This is a genomic window from Arthrobacter sp. BB-1 (genome assembly GCF_006151685.1).
Classification (GTDB): domain Bacteria; phylum Actinomycetota; class Actinomycetes; order Actinomycetales; family Micrococcaceae; genus Arthrobacter.
In genome coordinates this window covers 1-15,117 of sequence record NZ_VDEV01000020.1, presented here as the reverse complement: position 1 = coordinate 15,117, position 15,117 = coordinate 1, and the positions used below count along the sequence as shown (strand labels likewise).

Below are 15,117 nucleotides of genomic sequence, written 5' to 3'. Positions count from 1 at the left end.
ATTCTTCAGGATCAGGTCCCGCTCCGAGGCGCTGGCGTCGAACGGAACCAGGTCGTTGTCGTGGAACGTGATGCCGTACGCGCCCAGCTCGGCCAGGCGGTGCACCGCCTCGACGGGGTCCAGGGCGGCACGGGTCGCGACACCAAACGGGTCCGCACCGGTCCAGCCCACAGTCCAGAGGCCGAAGGTGAACTTGTCAGCAGGGGTGGGGGAAATAGCCATGATGCGTCCTTGCACTCGGTTGCCGCCAGTTACGGCACTTTTAGTTTATCGCTTGAACTATATAAGCGTGATTACGCTAGGGTCAATAGCGAAAGGGCTCGTGTGGGACGGCCCCGCTACCAGTCGGAGGAGAAGGCCATGGCGAGTACCGCAGCTGCCACTGCACCGTCCGAGGCCGCCAGCCCGGGAAACATGGCGGATGTGCGGAGGAACAACCTCGCACTGGTCCTTGCCCGGGTGGCGCAGGCCCCGGCCGGAATGAATCCCACCCGGGCACAGGTTGCCGCGGCCACCGGGCTGACCAAAGCCTCTGTTTCGAGCATCGTTCTGGACCTCTTGGGTGCCGGCCTGCTCCGCGAGGTGGGCCTGAGCCGGCAGGGGGAGCGGGGCCGGCCGGGGGTCGGGCTGGAACTGAACCCTGCGCGGGGTGTCATGGGCCTGGAAATCAACGTCGACTACATTGCCGCCGGGGTGACGGACCTTTCCGGAAGCCTGGTTGTGCAGGAAATCCGGGAGCGGGACAACCGGGACAGCGCCAGCGAGCCCGTGCTGTCCGCACTGGCAGCGCTTGCTGCGGAGGTGCGGAAGGCGGCCGCGGCCTCGGGTGTTGAGGTCCTGGGCGCAGGACTGGCCGTCCCTGGCCTCGTGGAAGCCGGCACTTCAACGGTGAGGACAGCCCCGAACCTTGGCTGGAAGGACACAAAGCTGGACATGGAGCGGCTGCTTCCTGGTGTGCCGTTGGGGGTCTCCCTCTTCAACGAGGCCAATGCTGCTGCGCTAGCGGAACTGGCCCACGGCTCCCACGGCACGCGCGATTTCCTCTTTGTCTCCGGCGAGGTGGGCGTCGGTGGCGGCCTGGTGATCAATTCGGAGCTTTTCACCGGCCCGGAGGGCAACGCCGGGGAGGTGGGCCATATCGTGGTCCAGCCGGAGGGGGCCCTCTGCTCCTGCGGCGGGACGGGGTGCCTGGAGACGATCGCGGGGCAGGATGCAATTTTTTCTGCTGCCGGCATACCCGCGAAGGGACGGTCGAGGTCCGAGAGTATGTCCGACCTGCTGGGAGCGCTCGGCGCTGGGGACCAAGCTGCCTTGCTCGCTGTCCGGCGGGCCGGGCGGGCACTGGGAGTGGCAGTGGCGTCGACGTCCCGCGTGGTGGATGTCAGGGCTGTGGTGCTTGGCGGCCATTTCGCAGTCCTCGACCAGTGGCTCCGCGGGCCGCTCCTGGAAAGCCTTGCGAAGTATGCTCCGGGGGCGCTTTCCCCCGGGCACGTCACCACCTCCGCGGTCGGGGACGCCGGGGCCCTGCTGGGTGCTGCCGGCAGCGTGGTCCGCGCCCTGGTGGAAGCGCCGCACCGTTTGCAGTCCTGAACCTGCAGACCTGAAGTGGCGCTAACACCCGTTGGGCTGCCACTTATCGGGACTTCCCTGCGGGGGCCCTTTTGGTGACTGACAGGGATTGGGCAGTGGCGCGGGAAGGCAAACGCCCCGGTCCGTGAACCGGGGCGTTTGCCGTCTGGTGCCCCAGGAGGGAATCGAACCCCCGACCGGCGGATTAGAAGGCCGCTGCTCTATCCCCTGAGCTACTGAGGCAGTGGATTCCGGAGCTGAAATCCGGCGCCTCAAAAAGTTTACATTGCCCGAAGTCCCGGCGTAGTCACTGACCGGCGGGGGCCCACTGATCCTCCACAGGCAACCGCAGCCGCAGGTTATGCACATAGGCGAACCGCTGCCTCCCCGCGGGCCGGCACCGGCGCCATGCTGGTCTTGCCTGCTAGGGCACCACCATTGACGACAGGACGTGAAGATGAGCGACACCATAACCATTCGGGGGTTCGTTGCCACCGAGATCAAGAGCGCCACAACCCCAGGGGGAGTGGCCACCGCCTCTTTCCGGATCGGTTCCACCTCCCGCCGGCGCGACAAGGAATCCGGCATGTGGGTGGATGGCCACACCAACTGGTTCCTGGTCCAGGGCTACCGCCACCTGGCGGGCAGCATGGGCTGCAGCATCAGGAAAGGCCAGCCCGTCATTGTGGTGGGCACCCTGAAAATCCGCAGCTGGGAAAGGGACGGCAGGGTCTATTACTCGCACACGATCGACGCTGACGCCGTGGGCCACGATCTGACGTGGGGCACGGCCAACTTCACCCGCTCGTCCACGAAGCCGCTTCTCTCGCTTGTGGAGCGGGAGTCTCCGCTCGACGGCGAACACCGTACCGGCGGAGAGGGGACGTTCGACGAGCCGGAGGACGGCGACGAGGATCACGACGGCAGCGGGGATCCTGCCGCGGCCTACATCGAGGACAGCAACGGCCACCTCGTGCCACTGGACCTGGAGACGGGGGAACTCGCCGAATCCGGAGTCTAGCTTTCATTTCAGCGTCCCCCATCAAACGGTTTCCCCGGTTCCTTGGCGGGCAGTGCCGCGGCACCCCCCGGCCGTGCACTGCCCGCCCAGGTTACGAAGGCGGGACCAGCCCGCATGGCAGAATGACATCATGCGGCACACCCCTGACCACCGGCAGAACTCAACAGCCGGCGCGTCATCGGCGACTCCCGCAGCCAACGCTCCCGGAGGTGCCCCTTCCGGAGGTATCAGGCCCAGCGCCGCGCACCGGCTGACGGCGGCTGCCGCTGCAGCAGCGCTGGCGGCAGGTTTGGCCGGATGCGTCAGCGGTGCACCCACGGGTGAGAGGCCGGCTGCCGCCGGGCAGGCAACTGCCGCAACATCAACTTCTGCGGCATCAGCCGGAGCAGTGCCCGCAACACCAGGAACAACGGCTGCAGGAACGGAAACCGTGGCCGGACAGCTGGCGGACACATCAGGGCCGGCATCCACCACGGCTGCGGCAGCCGCCACCGAAACGGCCAAAAGAACCGTGACGGAGGCGTTGGGCAGGCTGGCCGCCGGGTCGCCAAAACCGGCAACCTCGCAAGTTACAGAAGCCCTCACGGGGGCGGGAATCGCACCTGCGGTATTGCAGGTGTCGCAGAGCCGCACTCCCACCGGCCTCGAAGCGGATGCCATTGAGGCGGCGGTGCTCCAGGGAAAGGACTGTGTGATCGGCCAGGTCCGCGATGGCGCCGTGACAGTGACCGTGTTGCCCGTGCTGGCCAGCGGGAAGTGCTTTGTAGGCTCGTAAGCCTGTTGGGCGGAATGTGAGATATGCCTGCCCACCCACTAGATTTGGAACCATGGCGGAATTTATCTACACAATGACCAAGGCCCGCAAAGCCGTTGGCGAAAAACTCATTCTTGACGACGTAAGCATGTCCTTCTTCCCTGGCGCCAAGATCGGTGTTGTGGGCCCGAACGGTGCCGGTAAGTCCACCATCCTCAAAATCATGGCCGGACTGGACACTCCCTCCAACGGTGAGGCCCGGTTGAGCCCCGGCTACACCGTGGGAATCCTGCTCCAGGAGCCTCCGCTCAACGAGGAAAAGACCGTCCTGGGCAACGTCCAGGAGGGTGTTGGCGAGATCTACGGCAAAATCCAGCGCTTCAACGAAATTTCCGAGGAAATGGCCAGCCCCGATGCTGACTACGACACCCTCCTCGAGGAAATGGGACAGCTGCAGGAAGCCATCGACGCCGCAGACGCCTGGGACCTGGACTCGCAGCTGGAGCAGGCCATGGACGCCCTCCGCTGCCCGCCCGCGGACGCCGACGTCACCAATCTCTCCGGTGGTGAACGCCGCCGCGTTGCGCTCTGCAAGCTGCTGCTGCAGAAGCCGGACCTGCTGCTCCTGGACGAACCCACCAACCACCTGGACGCCGAAAGCGTGCTTTGGCTTGAACAGCACCTGTCCAGCTACGCCGGCGCAGTCCTCGCCGTCACCCACGACCGGTACTTCCTGGACCACGTGGCGGAATGGATCGCTGAGGTGGACCGCGGCCACCTCTATCCCTACGAGGGCAACTACTCCACCTACCTGGAGAAGAAGCGCGCCCGCCTGGAGATCCAGGGCAAGAAGGACGCCAAGCAGGCCAAGCGCCTCAGCGAGGAACTTGAGTGGGTCCGGTCCAACGCGAAGGGCCGCCAGACCAAGTCCAAGGCCCGCCTTGCCCGCTACGAGGAAATGGCCGCAGAGGCCGACCGCACCCGCAAACTGGACTTCGAAGAGATCCAGATCCCGCCGGGACCCCGCCTTGGCGGCCTGGTGCTGGAGGCCAAGAACCTCCAGAAGGGCTTTGAGGACAGGACCCTGATCGACGGACTGTCCTTCAGCCTGCCCCGCAACGGCATCGTGGGCGTCATCGGCCCCAACGGTGTGGGCAAGACCACGCTGTTCAAGACCATCGTGGGGCTGGAACCACTGGACGGCGGTGACCTGAAGATCGGCGACTCCGTCAAGATCTCCTACGCTGACCAGAGCCGTGGTGGCATCGATCCCAACAAGACCCTGTGGGAAGTTGTCTCCGACGGCCTGGACTTCATCCAGGTGGGCCACGTCGAAATGCCGTCCCGTGCCTATGTCGCCGCCTTCGGCTTCAAAGGCCCGGACCAGCAGAAGAAGGCCGGCGTGCTCTCCGGCGGTGAGCGCAACCGCCTGAACCTGGCGCTGACCCTCAAGCAGGGCGGCAACCTGCTGCTCCTCGATGAGCCCACCAACGACCTCGACGTCGAAACCCTCAGCAGCCTGGAAAATGCTCTGCTCGAGTTCCCCGGCTGCGCCGTGGTGGTCTCCCACGACCGCTGGTTCCTGGACCGGGTGGCTACGCACATCCTGGCCTACGAAGGTGACGAGGAGAATCCCTCCAAGTGGTACTGGTTCGAGGGCAACTTCGAATCCTACGAGGAGAACAAGGTGGAGCGCCTCGGCCCGGACGCCGCCAAGCCGCACCGCGTCACGCACCGCCGCCTCACCCGCGACTAAACGCGAAACGCCCCGGGGCAAAGCAAAACAAGGAGGCCGGCACCCACCAGGGTGCCGGCCTCCTTGGTGTCCGGGCGGGGAATGCTGCTAGTCCCGCCCGGCCTTGCGGATCTGGTGCTCCATCAGCTTCGACTGGAAGGCGCCCACAACCTTGTTCTTCAGGTCAGTGGGTACACGCACCATGCCCTCCTGCGCCACCGAGGCCACGTGCTGCCCCGCCTGATTGAAGATCTTGCCGGTTGCGAGTCCACGGGCGCCCTGGGCGCTGGGTGACTCCTGGACATACAGCAGCCACTCATCCACTCGGGCGGGCCGGTGCCACCACATGGCGTGGTCCAGGCTTGCCACGTTCATCCCCGGAGTGATCCAGCTCAGCCCGTGGCGCCGCAGGATGGACTCAAGGAGGGTGTAGTCGCTGGCGTACGCCAGGGCTGCCCGGTGCAGGTTGGGATTGTCCGGCATCGGCCCGAAGGTCTTCATCCACACAGCATTCCGCGCTTCCCGCTTACCCTTCGCCGAGACATACAACGGCGGATCCACATGCCGGATATCGAAGGGGCGCTCATAGGCCCAGTGCCGGGCCACCGGATGGTCGAACTTGCCGAGCAGGTCTGCTGTGCTGGGCAGCGACTCCGGATCGGGAATGCCGGCAGGCATCACGGACTCGTGCTCCACGCCTTCGTCCTCGCCCTGGAAGGACGCGATCATCGACAGGATGGGCACGCCTTCCTGGTAGGCGTGGACCCGCCGCGCGGAGAAGGAGCGGCCGTCCCGGAGGCGCTGGACACCGAAGGTGATGGGCTTGTTCGCGTCGCCAGGGCGCAGGAAGTAGCCATGCATGGAATGGACAAAACGCTCCGGGTCCACTGTCCGGATGGACGCGATGAGTGACTGCGCCAGCACCTGGCCGCCGAACACCCGGTGATGGGGCTGCTGCTGGGACGGACCCAGGAAAATGTCCTCGTCCGTCCGGGCACCCTCCAGCTCACCAAGGTCAAGGAGCGAGATGAGCGATGAGGTGGGGTCCCCGCTGGGGAGCGCCAGGATCTCGGCGTCGGCTTCAGTCATGGTTTGACTCTAGACGGCACCCCGGCACTGCTCAACAAAGGCCCACCGGGTAGTGTTCTTGGTGTGTCTGATCTCCTCACTTCGTCCTTCCGCTTCGCCGATCCCCGCGATCTTGCTGACCTGAAGACCTTCGCCACGCGCGCCAAGTCCATTGACGACGGCGCCATCCGGCTTCAGGCCGCAGGTTCCGTTCTCGCCGCGTACGTCTGCGTGCTGCGGCCCAGGCTCCTGGGCGAATCGACTCCCACCATCCTGGGGTTGCGCACCATGGCGCTGGCGGAACCTTCCGCGACGGATGTGACCGTCTCCCTGTCCGCCGTCCTGGACCGCCTCGCCCGGGCGGGAGAGGACGACGTCGAGTTGCCGGTTCCGCCGTCCACTGTCACCGAGTCCTGGACCGGGGTGGGCGCCCCCCGGAGCGGGTGGGAATTCCTGGGTTCACGCAGCGATGCGGCACTGAGAAAAGCCGCCGAAGCAGGCATGGCGGAAGTGGCGGGCATCGTGCCGGACAGGCCGGGTGCGCTGATCGTCAACAACGCACGGGCCGCTGTCTGGGGCAGGGAACTGGACGAATCGGGCCTGCCGGCCGGGGCTGCTTTCGCCGCCCTCGCGCTGGGGTTCCTCGCTGATGGCGACCAGAAGCTCTACCGGGCAGGGCGCTGGTTCCGCCTTACAGGCACGCGCGGCCACGTGCTGGCCCGGACCGGAAGTGCTCTGCTCTAGCGCCGGTTATACATCAGCGGGGCTGTTGACCATGGACAGCGCAGCACGCTCCATGTAGTCCCACAGGGTTCCCTCATACAGCGGCGGAAGGTCCAGTGCGTTCACGGCGGTCCGCATGTGGAAGAGCCAGCGGTCCTTGGCCTCCGGCGTCACCTTGAACGGCATGTGCCGCATGCGGAGGCGGGGATGCCCGCGCTCTTCGCCGTAGGTGGTGGGCCCTCCCCAGTACTGTTCCAGGAACATCAGGAACCGGCGCTTCGCGGGCGCCAGGTCCTCTTCCGGATACATGGGCCGCAGCAGCGGATCGGTGGCCACGCCGTCGTAGAAGACATCGATCAGCTTCACGAACGTCTCATGGCCGCCCACAGCGTCGTAGAAACTGTCCGTGTAGCCCGGCTTGCTGAACGGATCGTTCTGCATCAGCTGCGGCCGTTGCGGTTCGATGGGGATGCTCATGGCTACTCTCCGGCCTTCTGTTCACTCTTTTTGGGTTCGGCAGCACCGTGGTCGCTTGCCTGGTCGGTGGTCCCGTCCTCTGACTCGTGCAGGGGCACGTAGGTTCCCTGGGAGCGGTTGCCGACGCGCAGGATCTCACCGTTTCGCAGGTACCAGATGGCGCCGTCGTCGGACCGCACGCGGGTGATGCGCAGGCCCATGGACTCCACAACGCCAACAACCTCACTGGTTTCGATCACATCGCCGATGCCGTACTGGTCTTCAATGGTAATAAAGATCCCGGCCAGGAAGTCCCGGATGAGCTGCTGGGCGCCGAAGCCGATGGCCACACCCAGGATGCCCACGCTGGTGAGCAGGGGGGCGATGTTGATGTCCAGGTTCTGCAGCACGTACATGCCGGTAATGATGACCACCAGCACGCCAACCACGCTGTTCAGCAGCGAGCCGATGGTTTCCGCACGCTGGACGCGCCGTTCATGGTCCAGAGCCCTAAAGGCAGGGGCTGCCCATTTGAAGGTGGGCCGCTTGAAGAAGTTGCTGCCGGACGCCACGCGCTTGGTGATCCGGGAAATCACGAACGTGGCCACCAGCCAGATGGCAACGCCCACGCCGAGGCTGATCACAATGCCGGTGATGCTGATGCCGTCCGGCTGGCTGGCGGTGGGAGGAAGGATCGACAACGTGCTGACCATAGGGGGGAAGTGCTCCTGCTGTTCTTCGGCTGGGCCGGGAAGGGGTGCCGCGGCGCCGGTTACGCCCGGCGCGGAAGGCTCTGTTCTCCTTCAACAGTATCGCCGTAGCGTCTGAACATGCGCATTCTTGTCCTCGGCGGAACGGCCTTCCTGTCCGCAGAAATTGCCCGCCAGGGGGTGGCGGCGGGACACGGGGTGACGTGCCTTGCCCGCGGCTCCGCCGCCGCACCGCCGCCAGGAGCCAGGTGGCTTCGGGAGGACCGTTCGGTAGGTGCGGACGCCTACACCGGTGCCCAGGGGGAGTGGGACGAGGTGGTTGAGGTGGCCCGGGACCCTGTCATCGCAATCGGGGCCCTGGACGCCCTGTCCCACCGGGCGGCCCACTGGACGTTCGTCTCAAGCTGCTCCGTCTATGCCGACGCGTCGCTCCCGAACGCGGCTGAAGAGGCGCCCCTTTTGCAGGCCTTGGATCCGGGCATCCCCTCTACCCCGAAGAACTATGGCGAATCGAAGGCGGCGATCGAGGCCGCCACCCTCAAAGTGGCAGGCGGGAAAGCCCACCTGTGCCGCGCAGGCCTGATAGCCGGTCCGGGGGACAGTTCGGACCGCTACGGCTACTGGCCCGCGCGCTTCGCCAGGAACAGCAAGCCGGTGGTGGTCCCCGCCATCGACCACCGTCCGACCCAGGCCATCGACGTCCGCGACCTTGCTGCCTGGATCATCCGGGCAGCAGAAACGGGTGTGGCCGGAGCCTTGAATGCAGTGGGCGGGCAGGTGCCGTTCGGGACGTACCTGGCTGCCTCACGGGACGCGGCGGCTCACCAGGGTGACGTCCTCCCGGCGGAAGAGGACTGGCTGGCGGACCAGGGCGTCAACTACTGGGCCGGCCCGGACTCCCTGCCGCTCTGGCTCCCGCCCGGGCACGAGGGCTTCATGGCACGGAGCAACCGGGCAGCCGTGGCTGCCGGGCTGCGGCTCCGGCCGTGGCAGGAGACACTGGCGGACACCCTGGCGGACGAACGCCGGTGCGGACTGGACCGCGAACGGAAAGCCGGGCTGGCGCCGGAAACCGAGGCGCGGCTCGCCAGGAAGCTGCTTCGAAGCCTTTGAGTCCGCCCGCCGCGAAACCAGGTAGCGCCAAGTGTCGGTATGGGGTGCCAAAACGACACTTGGCGCTACCCAGTTGGGCCGTCAGGGCGCCAGGGTCACCGGTTCATGCTCCACCGGGAAGTTCACACTGCGGGCAATGAAGCACACCTGGTTCGCCTCATGGTGGAGCCGGCCGGCCAGCTCCACGTGCGCCGCGTCCGCTACGGTCACCTGCGGCCGGAGCGTTACGCGCTCGAACTGCCCGCTGCCGTCCCGGTTCAGCTTCATCAGCCCGAGGGCCTCATCCCGGTAGTCCGTGACCACCACGCCGTGCTTGACCGCCACATGCAGGAACGAGAGCATGTGGCACTGGGCCAATGCCGCCAGGAGGAGCTGCTCCGGGTTGTATCGCTCCCGGTCGCCATGGAAGGTGGGGTCCGCGGAGCCCTTGAGGACCGGGAGCCCGGGAATGAGGATGTCGTGGTCCCGCGAGTAGCCGCGGTAGGACGCCGTCCCGTTGCCCGTGTTGCCCGTCCACTGGATGGCCAGCTCGTAGCGGTGCTCATGCAGGCTCATACTGCAGGCGCCGCTTCGCCGGGAAGGACATCAGCGGCCCGTGCCCGCAATGCCCGGGCAACGCCGTCGCGGTTTTCAAGCATCATCCGCCGCAGCGCTGCACTTTCGGGCGGAAGCGCGGCAAGGAAGCCGTCAGTCCGGTCCACGGTTGCCTGGGTGGTCAGCAGCGCAGGGTAGAGCCCGACGACGATCTGCTGGGCCAGTGCGTGCGTGCGGCTTTCCACGATCCCCGGCACTGCCTCGAAGTACTTTTCGGCGTAGGGCTCCAGCAGGGACCGGTCGAGCACGCGCATAAAGCCGGTGACCGCCGAGCCCTGCAGTGCATTCGAGAGTTCGCCCTTGACCACAATGGCGTCCCAGGCGGCGGCCTTCGCCTCCGCTGTGGGGATGGCGGCCTTGGCAAGGGCGGCGGCATTCTGGCCGCTGGAGGTGTTGTCCCGGGCGAGCTCGGCGTCGATCCCGTCCTGGCCGAGGCGTCCGCCCACCCCAAGCGAGGTAACCAGCTCCCAGCGCAGGTCCTGGTCCACAGCCAGCCCGTCCAGGACCAGTGAGCCGTCCAGGAGGCCGGCCACCGTGTCCAGCTGGCCTTCACTGCCCGCCAGGAGGGCAAAGGACTTCACGAACTGCAGCTGGGCATCGGAGCCGGCAGGCACCTCGGACGCCAGCTCCCACAGCCGGTCCGCGGCGGCCGAGGCCGTCTGCTCGCGGTGCTCCTCGGCCACGTAGAAGTTCAGGGCGGTTGCCAGTTGGCGCAGCTGGACCAGGATCACCGAGGAGTCCGATTCCGCGGCCACATTGGCCAGGATCAGCTCCACATACTGCCGCGCCGGGGTCTCGCCGTCGCGGGCAGCGTCCCAGGCGGAGTTCCACACGAGCGTCCGTGGCAGGCTGTGGCTGAAGTCCTTCAGGTGGGCGGTCGCCGTCGCCAGGGACTTTTCGTCCAGCCGCACTTTGGCGTAGGCGAGGTCGTCGTCATTGACCAGGACCAGGTCCGGCTGGGCCAGCCCCACCAGCCCGGGCACCTCGGTGCGTCCGCCGTCGACATCCAGCTCCTCGCGGTGCACCCGCTCAAGCTTGCCGGCGCCATTGAGGTTGTAGAACCCCACGGCCAGCCGGTGCGGACGGATGGTGGGCCACTCGTCCACGGCGGATTGCAGGATGGCGAAGGACGTGAGCTTGCCGTCGCCGTCCACCTCGAGTTCCGGCTTGAGGGTATTGACGCCAGCGGTCTCCAGCCACTGCCGGCCCCATCCGTCCAGGTCGCGGCCGCTGGCCTTCTCCAGTTCCACCAGCAGGTCGCGCAGCTCGGTGTTCTGCCAGGAATGCTTGGCGAAGTACTCGCGCACGCCGGCCATGAACTGGTTGGGCCCCACCCAGGCCACCAGCTGCCGCAGCACGGACGCGCCCTTGGCATAGGTGATGCCGTCGAAGTTGACCTCCACGTCCTGCAGGTCATTGATCTCGGCAAAGATCGGGTGCGTGGTGGGCAGCTGGTCCTGGCGGTAGGCCCAGGACTTTTCAACGGAAGCGAACGTGGTCCAGGCACTGGTGAAGGAGGTGGCTTCCACGGCCGCCAGGTGGGACATGTACTCCGCAAAGGACTCGTTGAGCCACAGGTCGTTCCACCAGCGCATGGTCACCAGGTCGCCGAACCACATGTGGGCGAGTTCGTGGAGGACGGTGATGGCGCGGCGCTCGACCTGGGCGTCTGGGACCTTGCTCCGGAAGACGTAGCCCTCGAGGATGGTCACCGCCCCTGCATTTTCCATCGCGCCGGCGTTGAATTCCGGCACAAACAGCTGGTCGTATTTGTCGAACGGGTAGGGGCAGCCGAACTGCGCCTCGAAGAATGCGAAGCCCTGCCGGGTGAGTTCGAAGATGTTGTCCGCATCCAGGTACTGCATCAGCGACTTCCGGGCGAACACCCCGAGCGGGATGACGCGGCCGTCCGAGCTGGTGACCTCGCTGCGCACTGACTGGTAGGGGCCCGCAATCAGGGCCGTCACGTAGGAGGAGAGCCGCGGGGTGGGGGAGAAAGCCCATACAGAGCGGGCGCCGCCTTCGTCCCCGGGCATGGTCTCCACGGGCGTTGTCTCCACGGGAGCGGGCGTGGGGGAGTTGGAGATGACGTCCCAGTGGGACGGGGCGGTGACAGTGAACTTGAACGTGGCCTTCAGGTCAGGCTGCTCGAAGACGGCGAACATCCTGCGCGAATCAGGAACCTCGAACTGCGTGTACAGGTAGACCTCGTTGTCCACCGGGTCCACGAAGCGGTGGAGGCCCTCGCCGGTGTTCATGTACGGGGCATCGGCCACCACGGTGAGCTCGTTGTGTTCCTCGAGTCCGGCGAGCTGGATCCTGACGCCGTCCGCCACCGTGCCCGGATCAAGGCTCCTGCCGTTCAGGGTGACGCTGTGCACGGTCCGCGTGACGGCGTCGATGAACGTTGAGGACCCTGGCTTCGCGCTGAACTTCACCGTGGTGGTGCTGCCGAAGACCTCTCCGCCCCGGGTCAGGTCAAGGCTGACGTCGTAGGAGTCGACGGCGATCAGTTCGGCACGTTCGCTGGCTTCAGCGCGCGTCAGATTCATACCTGGCAAAGTGTGTCCTCCAGAAAGATTGCGTCTGCGCAGCTGGCGTGCCCAGCGGCGGCACTGTTCATTCTTGCATTCCCCCACCCGTGGCAAGTAGCGCGGCTCACAGTGGCTGCCGCGGGAGGCGGGCAGCCGCTGGCCGGCGGTGGGAGTAGCGTTAAATCATGGGAAAGTTCATGGAGTCGATGGACACGAAAGCCCTTCGGTTTGTGGTGGGGTTCCCGCTGCTGGTGGCGGCGGCCTTCGTGGTGTGCGCCTTCCTGATCCGGCCGGACCTTCCGGAGCCGCTCGCCATCCGGTGGACGGACGACGGCGGGGCCTCCTTCGCGCCCTTCGGCGCCTATGTCACCGCGGGCGCCGTGATGATCGTGGCAGGCGGCTGGCTGGTCCTCTTCCAGGCCGTGCCCATCAACAGGCCCGTGCTGATGCGCCGGATCATGATGGGTGCCGGTCTGTTCTTCACGCTCTTCGTCACAAGCGCCCTCGCAGCCGGCATTGTTGGCCAGGCGGGGCTGGCAGACGCCCGTGAATCCCGTGTGGACATGACGGTCCTGGCACTGGGAAGCGGAGCGGCCGTGTCCCTGGGGGTGATTGTTGCCTTTGCCTTCAAGGCGGACCAGCAGTGGTCCCCGGACGACGACCGGGCCCTCCAGCTGGCCATCGCCAGGGAAGCGGACCCTGACCTGACCCGGGATAATATCCGGCTCTGGGTCCATGCGCGCAGTTCCGTCTTCGTCATGATTGCCATCGCATCGCTGTTCCCGTCGGCCCTCATCGCCGTTGCCGTTCCCTGGCTCGGCGCGCTCCTCGTGCTCCTGGCCGTGGTGGGCGCGGCGTTCCTGTTCGCGCGCATCAAAGCCGACCGCCGCGGCCTGAAAGTCATGCTGGGCGGCATCGTGCCGGTCATGAACGTCCCGGCGGGAGCCATCTCCGGCGCCACCGCGGCGGACGTGAAAGCCGCAGACTACGGCGGCTGGGGCTACCGGCACCACGGCGGCACTGCCGCCATGCTCGTCAGCAGCGGGCCCGCCGTCGTCGTCAGCAAAACGGACGGCCAGCGCCTGGCGGTGAGCGGCGGCAGCCCTGCCTCGGCTGCGAGGCTGGCCGAGGTCCTGACCCGCGTCGCTGAACGGGCCCGGCCGGGCGGCGGTGCGGCCCCAACTCCCGGCCAGCCGGAGTCCTAGTATTCTTGACCGTGTTGTCCTGACCCTGGCCTGCGCCGTCCCGTTCGGCTGCCGGCGCCCCCAACCGAACGGATTCTGCTCGTGACATCTTCCCCTGCCTTCCCGCGGGTCCACATCGCCACCGACCATGCGGGCATGGAACTGAGCGCCCACCTGGTGTCCCACCTGACCGCCAAGGGCTACGAGGTGGTGGACCACGGTCCCAAGGTGTATGACGCCCAGGACGATTACCCGTCCTTCTGCATCAACGCGGCCCTTGCCGTGGTGGCGGACCAGCAGGCAGGGGTGCCCGCCCTGGGCATCGTGCTGGGAGGCTCGGGCAACGGGGAACAGATCGCCGCCAACAAGGTCAAGGGGGTCCGGGCTGCCCTGGCCTGGAACCTCTCCACCGCGAAGCTGGCGCGGGAGCACAACGACGCCAACGTTGTTGCCGTCGGCGGGCGCCAGCACACGGTGGAGGAAGCCACCCAGCTGATCGAGGCCTTCCTGGCCGAGCCCTTCAGCAACGACGAGCGCCACGTCCGCCGCATCGGAAAAATCGCTGCCTATGAAGCAACCGGCGAGGTCATCGAGTAGTGCCGGAAGGGCATTCCGTCCGCCGCCTGGCGCGGCAGTTCGGGGACGTATTCGGCGGGCGGCGGCTCTCTGTGTCCAGCCCGCAGGGCCGGTTCAGCGGGGGCGCCGCGCTCCTGGACGGGCGTACCCTGCTCGTGGCCGAGGCGCACGGCAAGCACCTGTTCCTGCACTTCGACAACACGCTGGTGCTGCATGTGCACCTGGGCCTGTACGGCGCCTGGAGTTTCGGCGGCGACAGCACGTTCGCCGGTTCCTCCAGTATCGGTGCGCCGCGCCGGGTGGGGGAGCGGGAGACCTTCGCGGACGGGGACGACGGAGGCGACGGTGCCGGCGGCGAAGCCTATGCGGGTCCGCCGGTCCCCGTGGGGGCCGTACGGGTCAGGCTGGCAAGCAGCAACGGCTGGGCTGACCTGAGGGGTGCCACCACCTGCGAAACCATCGCCACCGCTGAGGCCGATGCGGTCCTGGCGCGTCTGGGGCCGGATCCGCTGCGGAACCTGCGGGGCGACGCCGGACGGTTCGCGGCCAACCTGAAGGGCAGGAAAACTGCCGTGGGTGCGCTCCTGATGGACCAGAAGATCATTGCCGGAGTGGGCAACGTGTACCGCGCCGAGGTCCTGTTCCGCCGGCGCATCGATCCCTGGCTGCCGGGAACCGCACTGCCCGACGCCGAGGCGCGCAGGCTGTGGCGCGACGTCGTGGCCGTCATGAACGACGGCGTTGCCGACGGCCGCATCATTACTACCCCGCCCAAGTACTGGTCCGACCATGGCAAGGCGGCAGGCCGAGCCCGGGCCGCAAGGGCCGCGGCGCTGCCTAAGTCGGAAACCTACCCCGCCCGGGACAACGCGCACTTCGTTTACAAGCGGGACGGGATGCCGTGCCGGGTCTGCGGTACCACGGTGCTGACCGCCGAGCTGGTGGGCCGCAAACTTTACTGGTGCCCGTACTGCCAGCAGCCGTCCTGAACGCTCTCTCACCTGATGCGGCTTTTTTGGCGGCAGGTTCAAGGGGGTCGTTGCAACACCTGAGTGATTGGGGTGTTGTTGTGGGTTTTGG

Annotated in this window: 14 protein-coding genes, 1 tRNA gene and 1 pseudogene; 9 read left to right on the top strand and 7 right to left on the bottom strand. The window is 66.7% G+C overall.

Annotation, left to right across the window (positions count from 1 at the left end; genetic code table 11):
* A pseudogene (locus tag FHJ30_RS11790) lies at nt 1-222 on the bottom strand (xylose isomerase); the annotation flags it as partial.
* Nucleotides 223-360: 138 nt separating this feature from the next.
* Between FHJ30_RS11790 and FHJ30_RS11785 the strand changes: the two are divergent.
* Nucleotides 361-1,590 (top strand): ROK family protein, encoded by a 1,230-nt coding sequence (locus FHJ30_RS11785; RefSeq protein WP_139029496.1) that lies wholly within the window; start codon nt 361-363, stop codon nt 1,588-1,590.
* A 146-nt stretch (nt 1,591-1,736) separates the two neighbouring features.
* On the opposite strand, the gene FHJ30_RS11780 is transcribed toward FHJ30_RS11785, so the two are convergent.
* Nucleotides 1,737-1,812: transfer RNA gene (locus FHJ30_RS11780), tRNA-Arg, on the bottom strand.
* 214 nt (nt 1,813-2,026) lie between these two features.
* Here FHJ30_RS11780 and FHJ30_RS11775 point away from each other — a divergent pair.
* The 3 genes from FHJ30_RS11775 to ettA all read left to right on the top strand — a co-directional run bounded on the left by FHJ30_RS11775 (nt 2,027) and on the right by ettA (nt 5,100).
* Nucleotides 2,027-2,590: a single-stranded DNA-binding protein gene (locus FHJ30_RS11775; RefSeq protein ID WP_139029495.1), complete on the top strand. Its 564-nt coding sequence runs from the start codon at nt 2,027-2,029 to the stop codon at nt 2,588-2,590.
* A gap of 130 nt (nt 2,591-2,720) precedes the next feature.
* On the top strand, nt 2,721-3,365 hold the full coding sequence (locus tag FHJ30_RS11770; protein ID WP_171059001.1) for a DUF6993 domain-containing protein: 645 nt from the start codon (nt 2,721-2,723) through the stop codon (nt 3,363-3,365).
* A gap of 52 nt (nt 3,366-3,417) precedes the next feature.
* On the top strand, nt 3,418-5,100 hold the full coding sequence (ettA, locus tag FHJ30_RS11765) for an energy-dependent translational throttle protein EttA (protein ID WP_139029494.1): 1,683 nt from the start codon (nt 3,418-3,420) through the stop codon (nt 5,098-5,100).
* 87 nt (nt 5,101-5,187) lie between these two features.
* On the opposite strand, the gene FHJ30_RS11760 is transcribed toward ettA, so the two are convergent.
* Nucleotides 5,188-6,168: an acyl-CoA thioesterase II gene (locus FHJ30_RS11760; protein WP_139029493.1), complete on the bottom strand. Its 981-nt coding sequence runs from the start codon at nt 6,166-6,168 to the stop codon at nt 5,188-5,190.
* 63 nt (nt 6,169-6,231) lie between these two features.
* Here FHJ30_RS11760 and FHJ30_RS11755 point away from each other — a divergent pair, with 63 nt between their 5' ends.
* Nucleotides 6,232-6,891 (top strand): hypothetical protein, encoded by a 660-nt coding sequence (locus FHJ30_RS11755; protein ID WP_139029492.1) that lies wholly within the window; start codon nt 6,232-6,234, stop codon nt 6,889-6,891.
* Between the two features lie 6 nt (nt 6,892-6,897).
* Here the strand turns inward: FHJ30_RS11755 and FHJ30_RS11750 are convergent, their stop codons facing one another.
* Together FHJ30_RS11750 and FHJ30_RS11745 are read right to left on the bottom strand one after the other, a co-directional pair.
* Nucleotides 6,898-7,347: a globin gene (locus FHJ30_RS11750; protein ID WP_139029491.1), complete on the bottom strand. Its 450-nt coding sequence runs from the start codon at nt 7,345-7,347 to the stop codon at nt 6,898-6,900.
* A 2-nt stretch (nt 7,348-7,349) separates the two neighbouring features.
* Complete coding sequence (locus FHJ30_RS11745; protein WP_139029490.1) at nt 7,350-8,039, bottom strand: mechanosensitive ion channel family protein; 690 nt, start codon at nt 8,037-8,039, stop codon at nt 7,350-7,352.
* 117 nt (nt 8,040-8,156) lie between these two features.
* Between FHJ30_RS11745 and FHJ30_RS11740 the strand changes: the two genes are divergently transcribed.
* Nucleotides 8,157-9,149 carry an epimerase gene (locus tag FHJ30_RS11740; protein ID WP_139029489.1) on the top strand — a complete coding sequence of 331 codons (993 nt, stop codon included), beginning with the start codon at nt 8,157-8,159 and terminating at the stop codon, nt 9,147-9,149.
* A gap of 81 nt (nt 9,150-9,230) precedes the next feature.
* Here the strand turns inward: FHJ30_RS11740 and FHJ30_RS11735 are convergent, their stop codons facing one another.
* Together FHJ30_RS11735 and pepN are read right to left on the bottom strand one after the other, a co-directional pair.
* On the bottom strand, nt 9,231-9,704 hold the full coding sequence (locus FHJ30_RS11735) for an OsmC family protein (RefSeq protein ID WP_139029488.1): 474 nt from the start codon (nt 9,702-9,704) through the stop codon (nt 9,231-9,233).
* Nucleotides 9,701-12,295, bottom strand: a complete 2,595-nt coding sequence (gene pepN, locus FHJ30_RS11730; RefSeq protein ID WP_139029487.1) for an aminopeptidase N — start codon at nt 12,293-12,295, stop codon at nt 9,701-9,703. The genes FHJ30_RS11735 and pepN overlap by 4 nt, the downstream gene beginning before the upstream one ends.
* 167 nt (nt 12,296-12,462) lie before the next feature.
* Between pepN and FHJ30_RS11725 the strand changes: the two genes are divergently transcribed.
* The 3 genes from FHJ30_RS11725 to FHJ30_RS11715 all read left to right on the top strand — a co-directional run bounded on the left by FHJ30_RS11725 (nt 12,463) and on the right by FHJ30_RS11715 (nt 15,026).
* Nucleotides 12,463-13,482 carry a hypothetical protein gene (locus FHJ30_RS11725; RefSeq protein ID WP_139029486.1) on the top strand — a complete coding sequence of 340 codons (1,020 nt, stop codon included), beginning with the start codon at nt 12,463-12,465 and terminating at the stop codon, nt 13,480-13,482.
* An 81-nt stretch (nt 13,483-13,563) separates the two neighbouring features.
* Complete coding sequence (locus tag FHJ30_RS11720) at nt 13,564-14,058, top strand: ribose-5-phosphate isomerase (protein ID WP_139029485.1); 495 nt, start codon at nt 13,564-13,566, stop codon at nt 14,056-14,058.
* Complete coding sequence (locus FHJ30_RS11715) at nt 14,058-15,026, top strand: Fpg/Nei family DNA glycosylase (RefSeq protein WP_139029484.1); 969 nt, start codon at nt 14,058-14,060, stop codon at nt 15,024-15,026. The genes FHJ30_RS11720 and FHJ30_RS11715 overlap by 1 nt, the downstream gene beginning before the upstream one ends.
* Nucleotides 15,027-15,117 lie beyond the last annotated feature (91 nt).

What these genes read in the sequence shown, in the direction of transcription:
- FHJ30_RS11785 (WP_139029496.1), top strand. Translation starts at nt 361, where the DNA reads ATGGCGAGTACCGCAGCTGCCACTGCACCGTCCGAGGCCGCCAGCCCG.
- FHJ30_RS11775 (WP_139029495.1), top strand. Translation starts at nt 2,027, where the DNA reads ATGAGCGACACCATAACCATTCGGGGGTTCGTTGCCACCGAGATCAAG.
- FHJ30_RS11770 (WP_171059001.1), top strand. Translation starts at nt 2,721, where the DNA reads ATGCGGCACACCCCTGACCACCGGCAGAACTCAACAGCCGGCGCGTCA.
- ettA (WP_139029494.1), top strand. Translation starts at nt 3,418, where the DNA reads ATGGCGGAATTTATCTACACAATGACCAAGGCCCGCAAAGCCGTTGGC.
- FHJ30_RS11760 (WP_139029493.1), bottom strand. Translation starts at nt 6,168, where the DNA reads ATGACTGAAGCCGACGCCGAGATCCTGGCGCTCCCCAGCGGGGACCCC.
- FHJ30_RS11750 (WP_139029491.1), bottom strand. Translation starts at nt 7,347, where the DNA reads ATGAGCATCCCCATCGAACCGCAACGGCCGCAGCTGATGCAGAACGAT.
- FHJ30_RS11745 (WP_139029490.1), bottom strand. Translation starts at nt 8,039, where the DNA reads ATGGTCAGCACGTTGTCGATCCTTCCTCCCACCGCCAGCCAGCCGGAC.
- FHJ30_RS11740 (WP_139029489.1), top strand. Translation starts at nt 8,157, where the DNA reads ATGCGCATTCTTGTCCTCGGCGGAACGGCCTTCCTGTCCGCAGAAATT.
- FHJ30_RS11735 (WP_139029488.1), bottom strand. Translation starts at nt 9,704, where the DNA reads ATGAGCCTGCATGAGCACCGCTACGAGCTGGCCATCCAGTGGACGGGC.
- pepN (WP_139029487.1), bottom strand. Translation starts at nt 12,295, where the DNA reads ATGAATCTGACGCGCGCTGAAGCCAGCGAACGTGCCGAACTGATCGCC.
- FHJ30_RS11725 (WP_139029486.1), top strand. Translation starts at nt 12,463, where the DNA reads ATGGGAAAGTTCATGGAGTCGATGGACACGAAAGCCCTTCGGTTTGTG.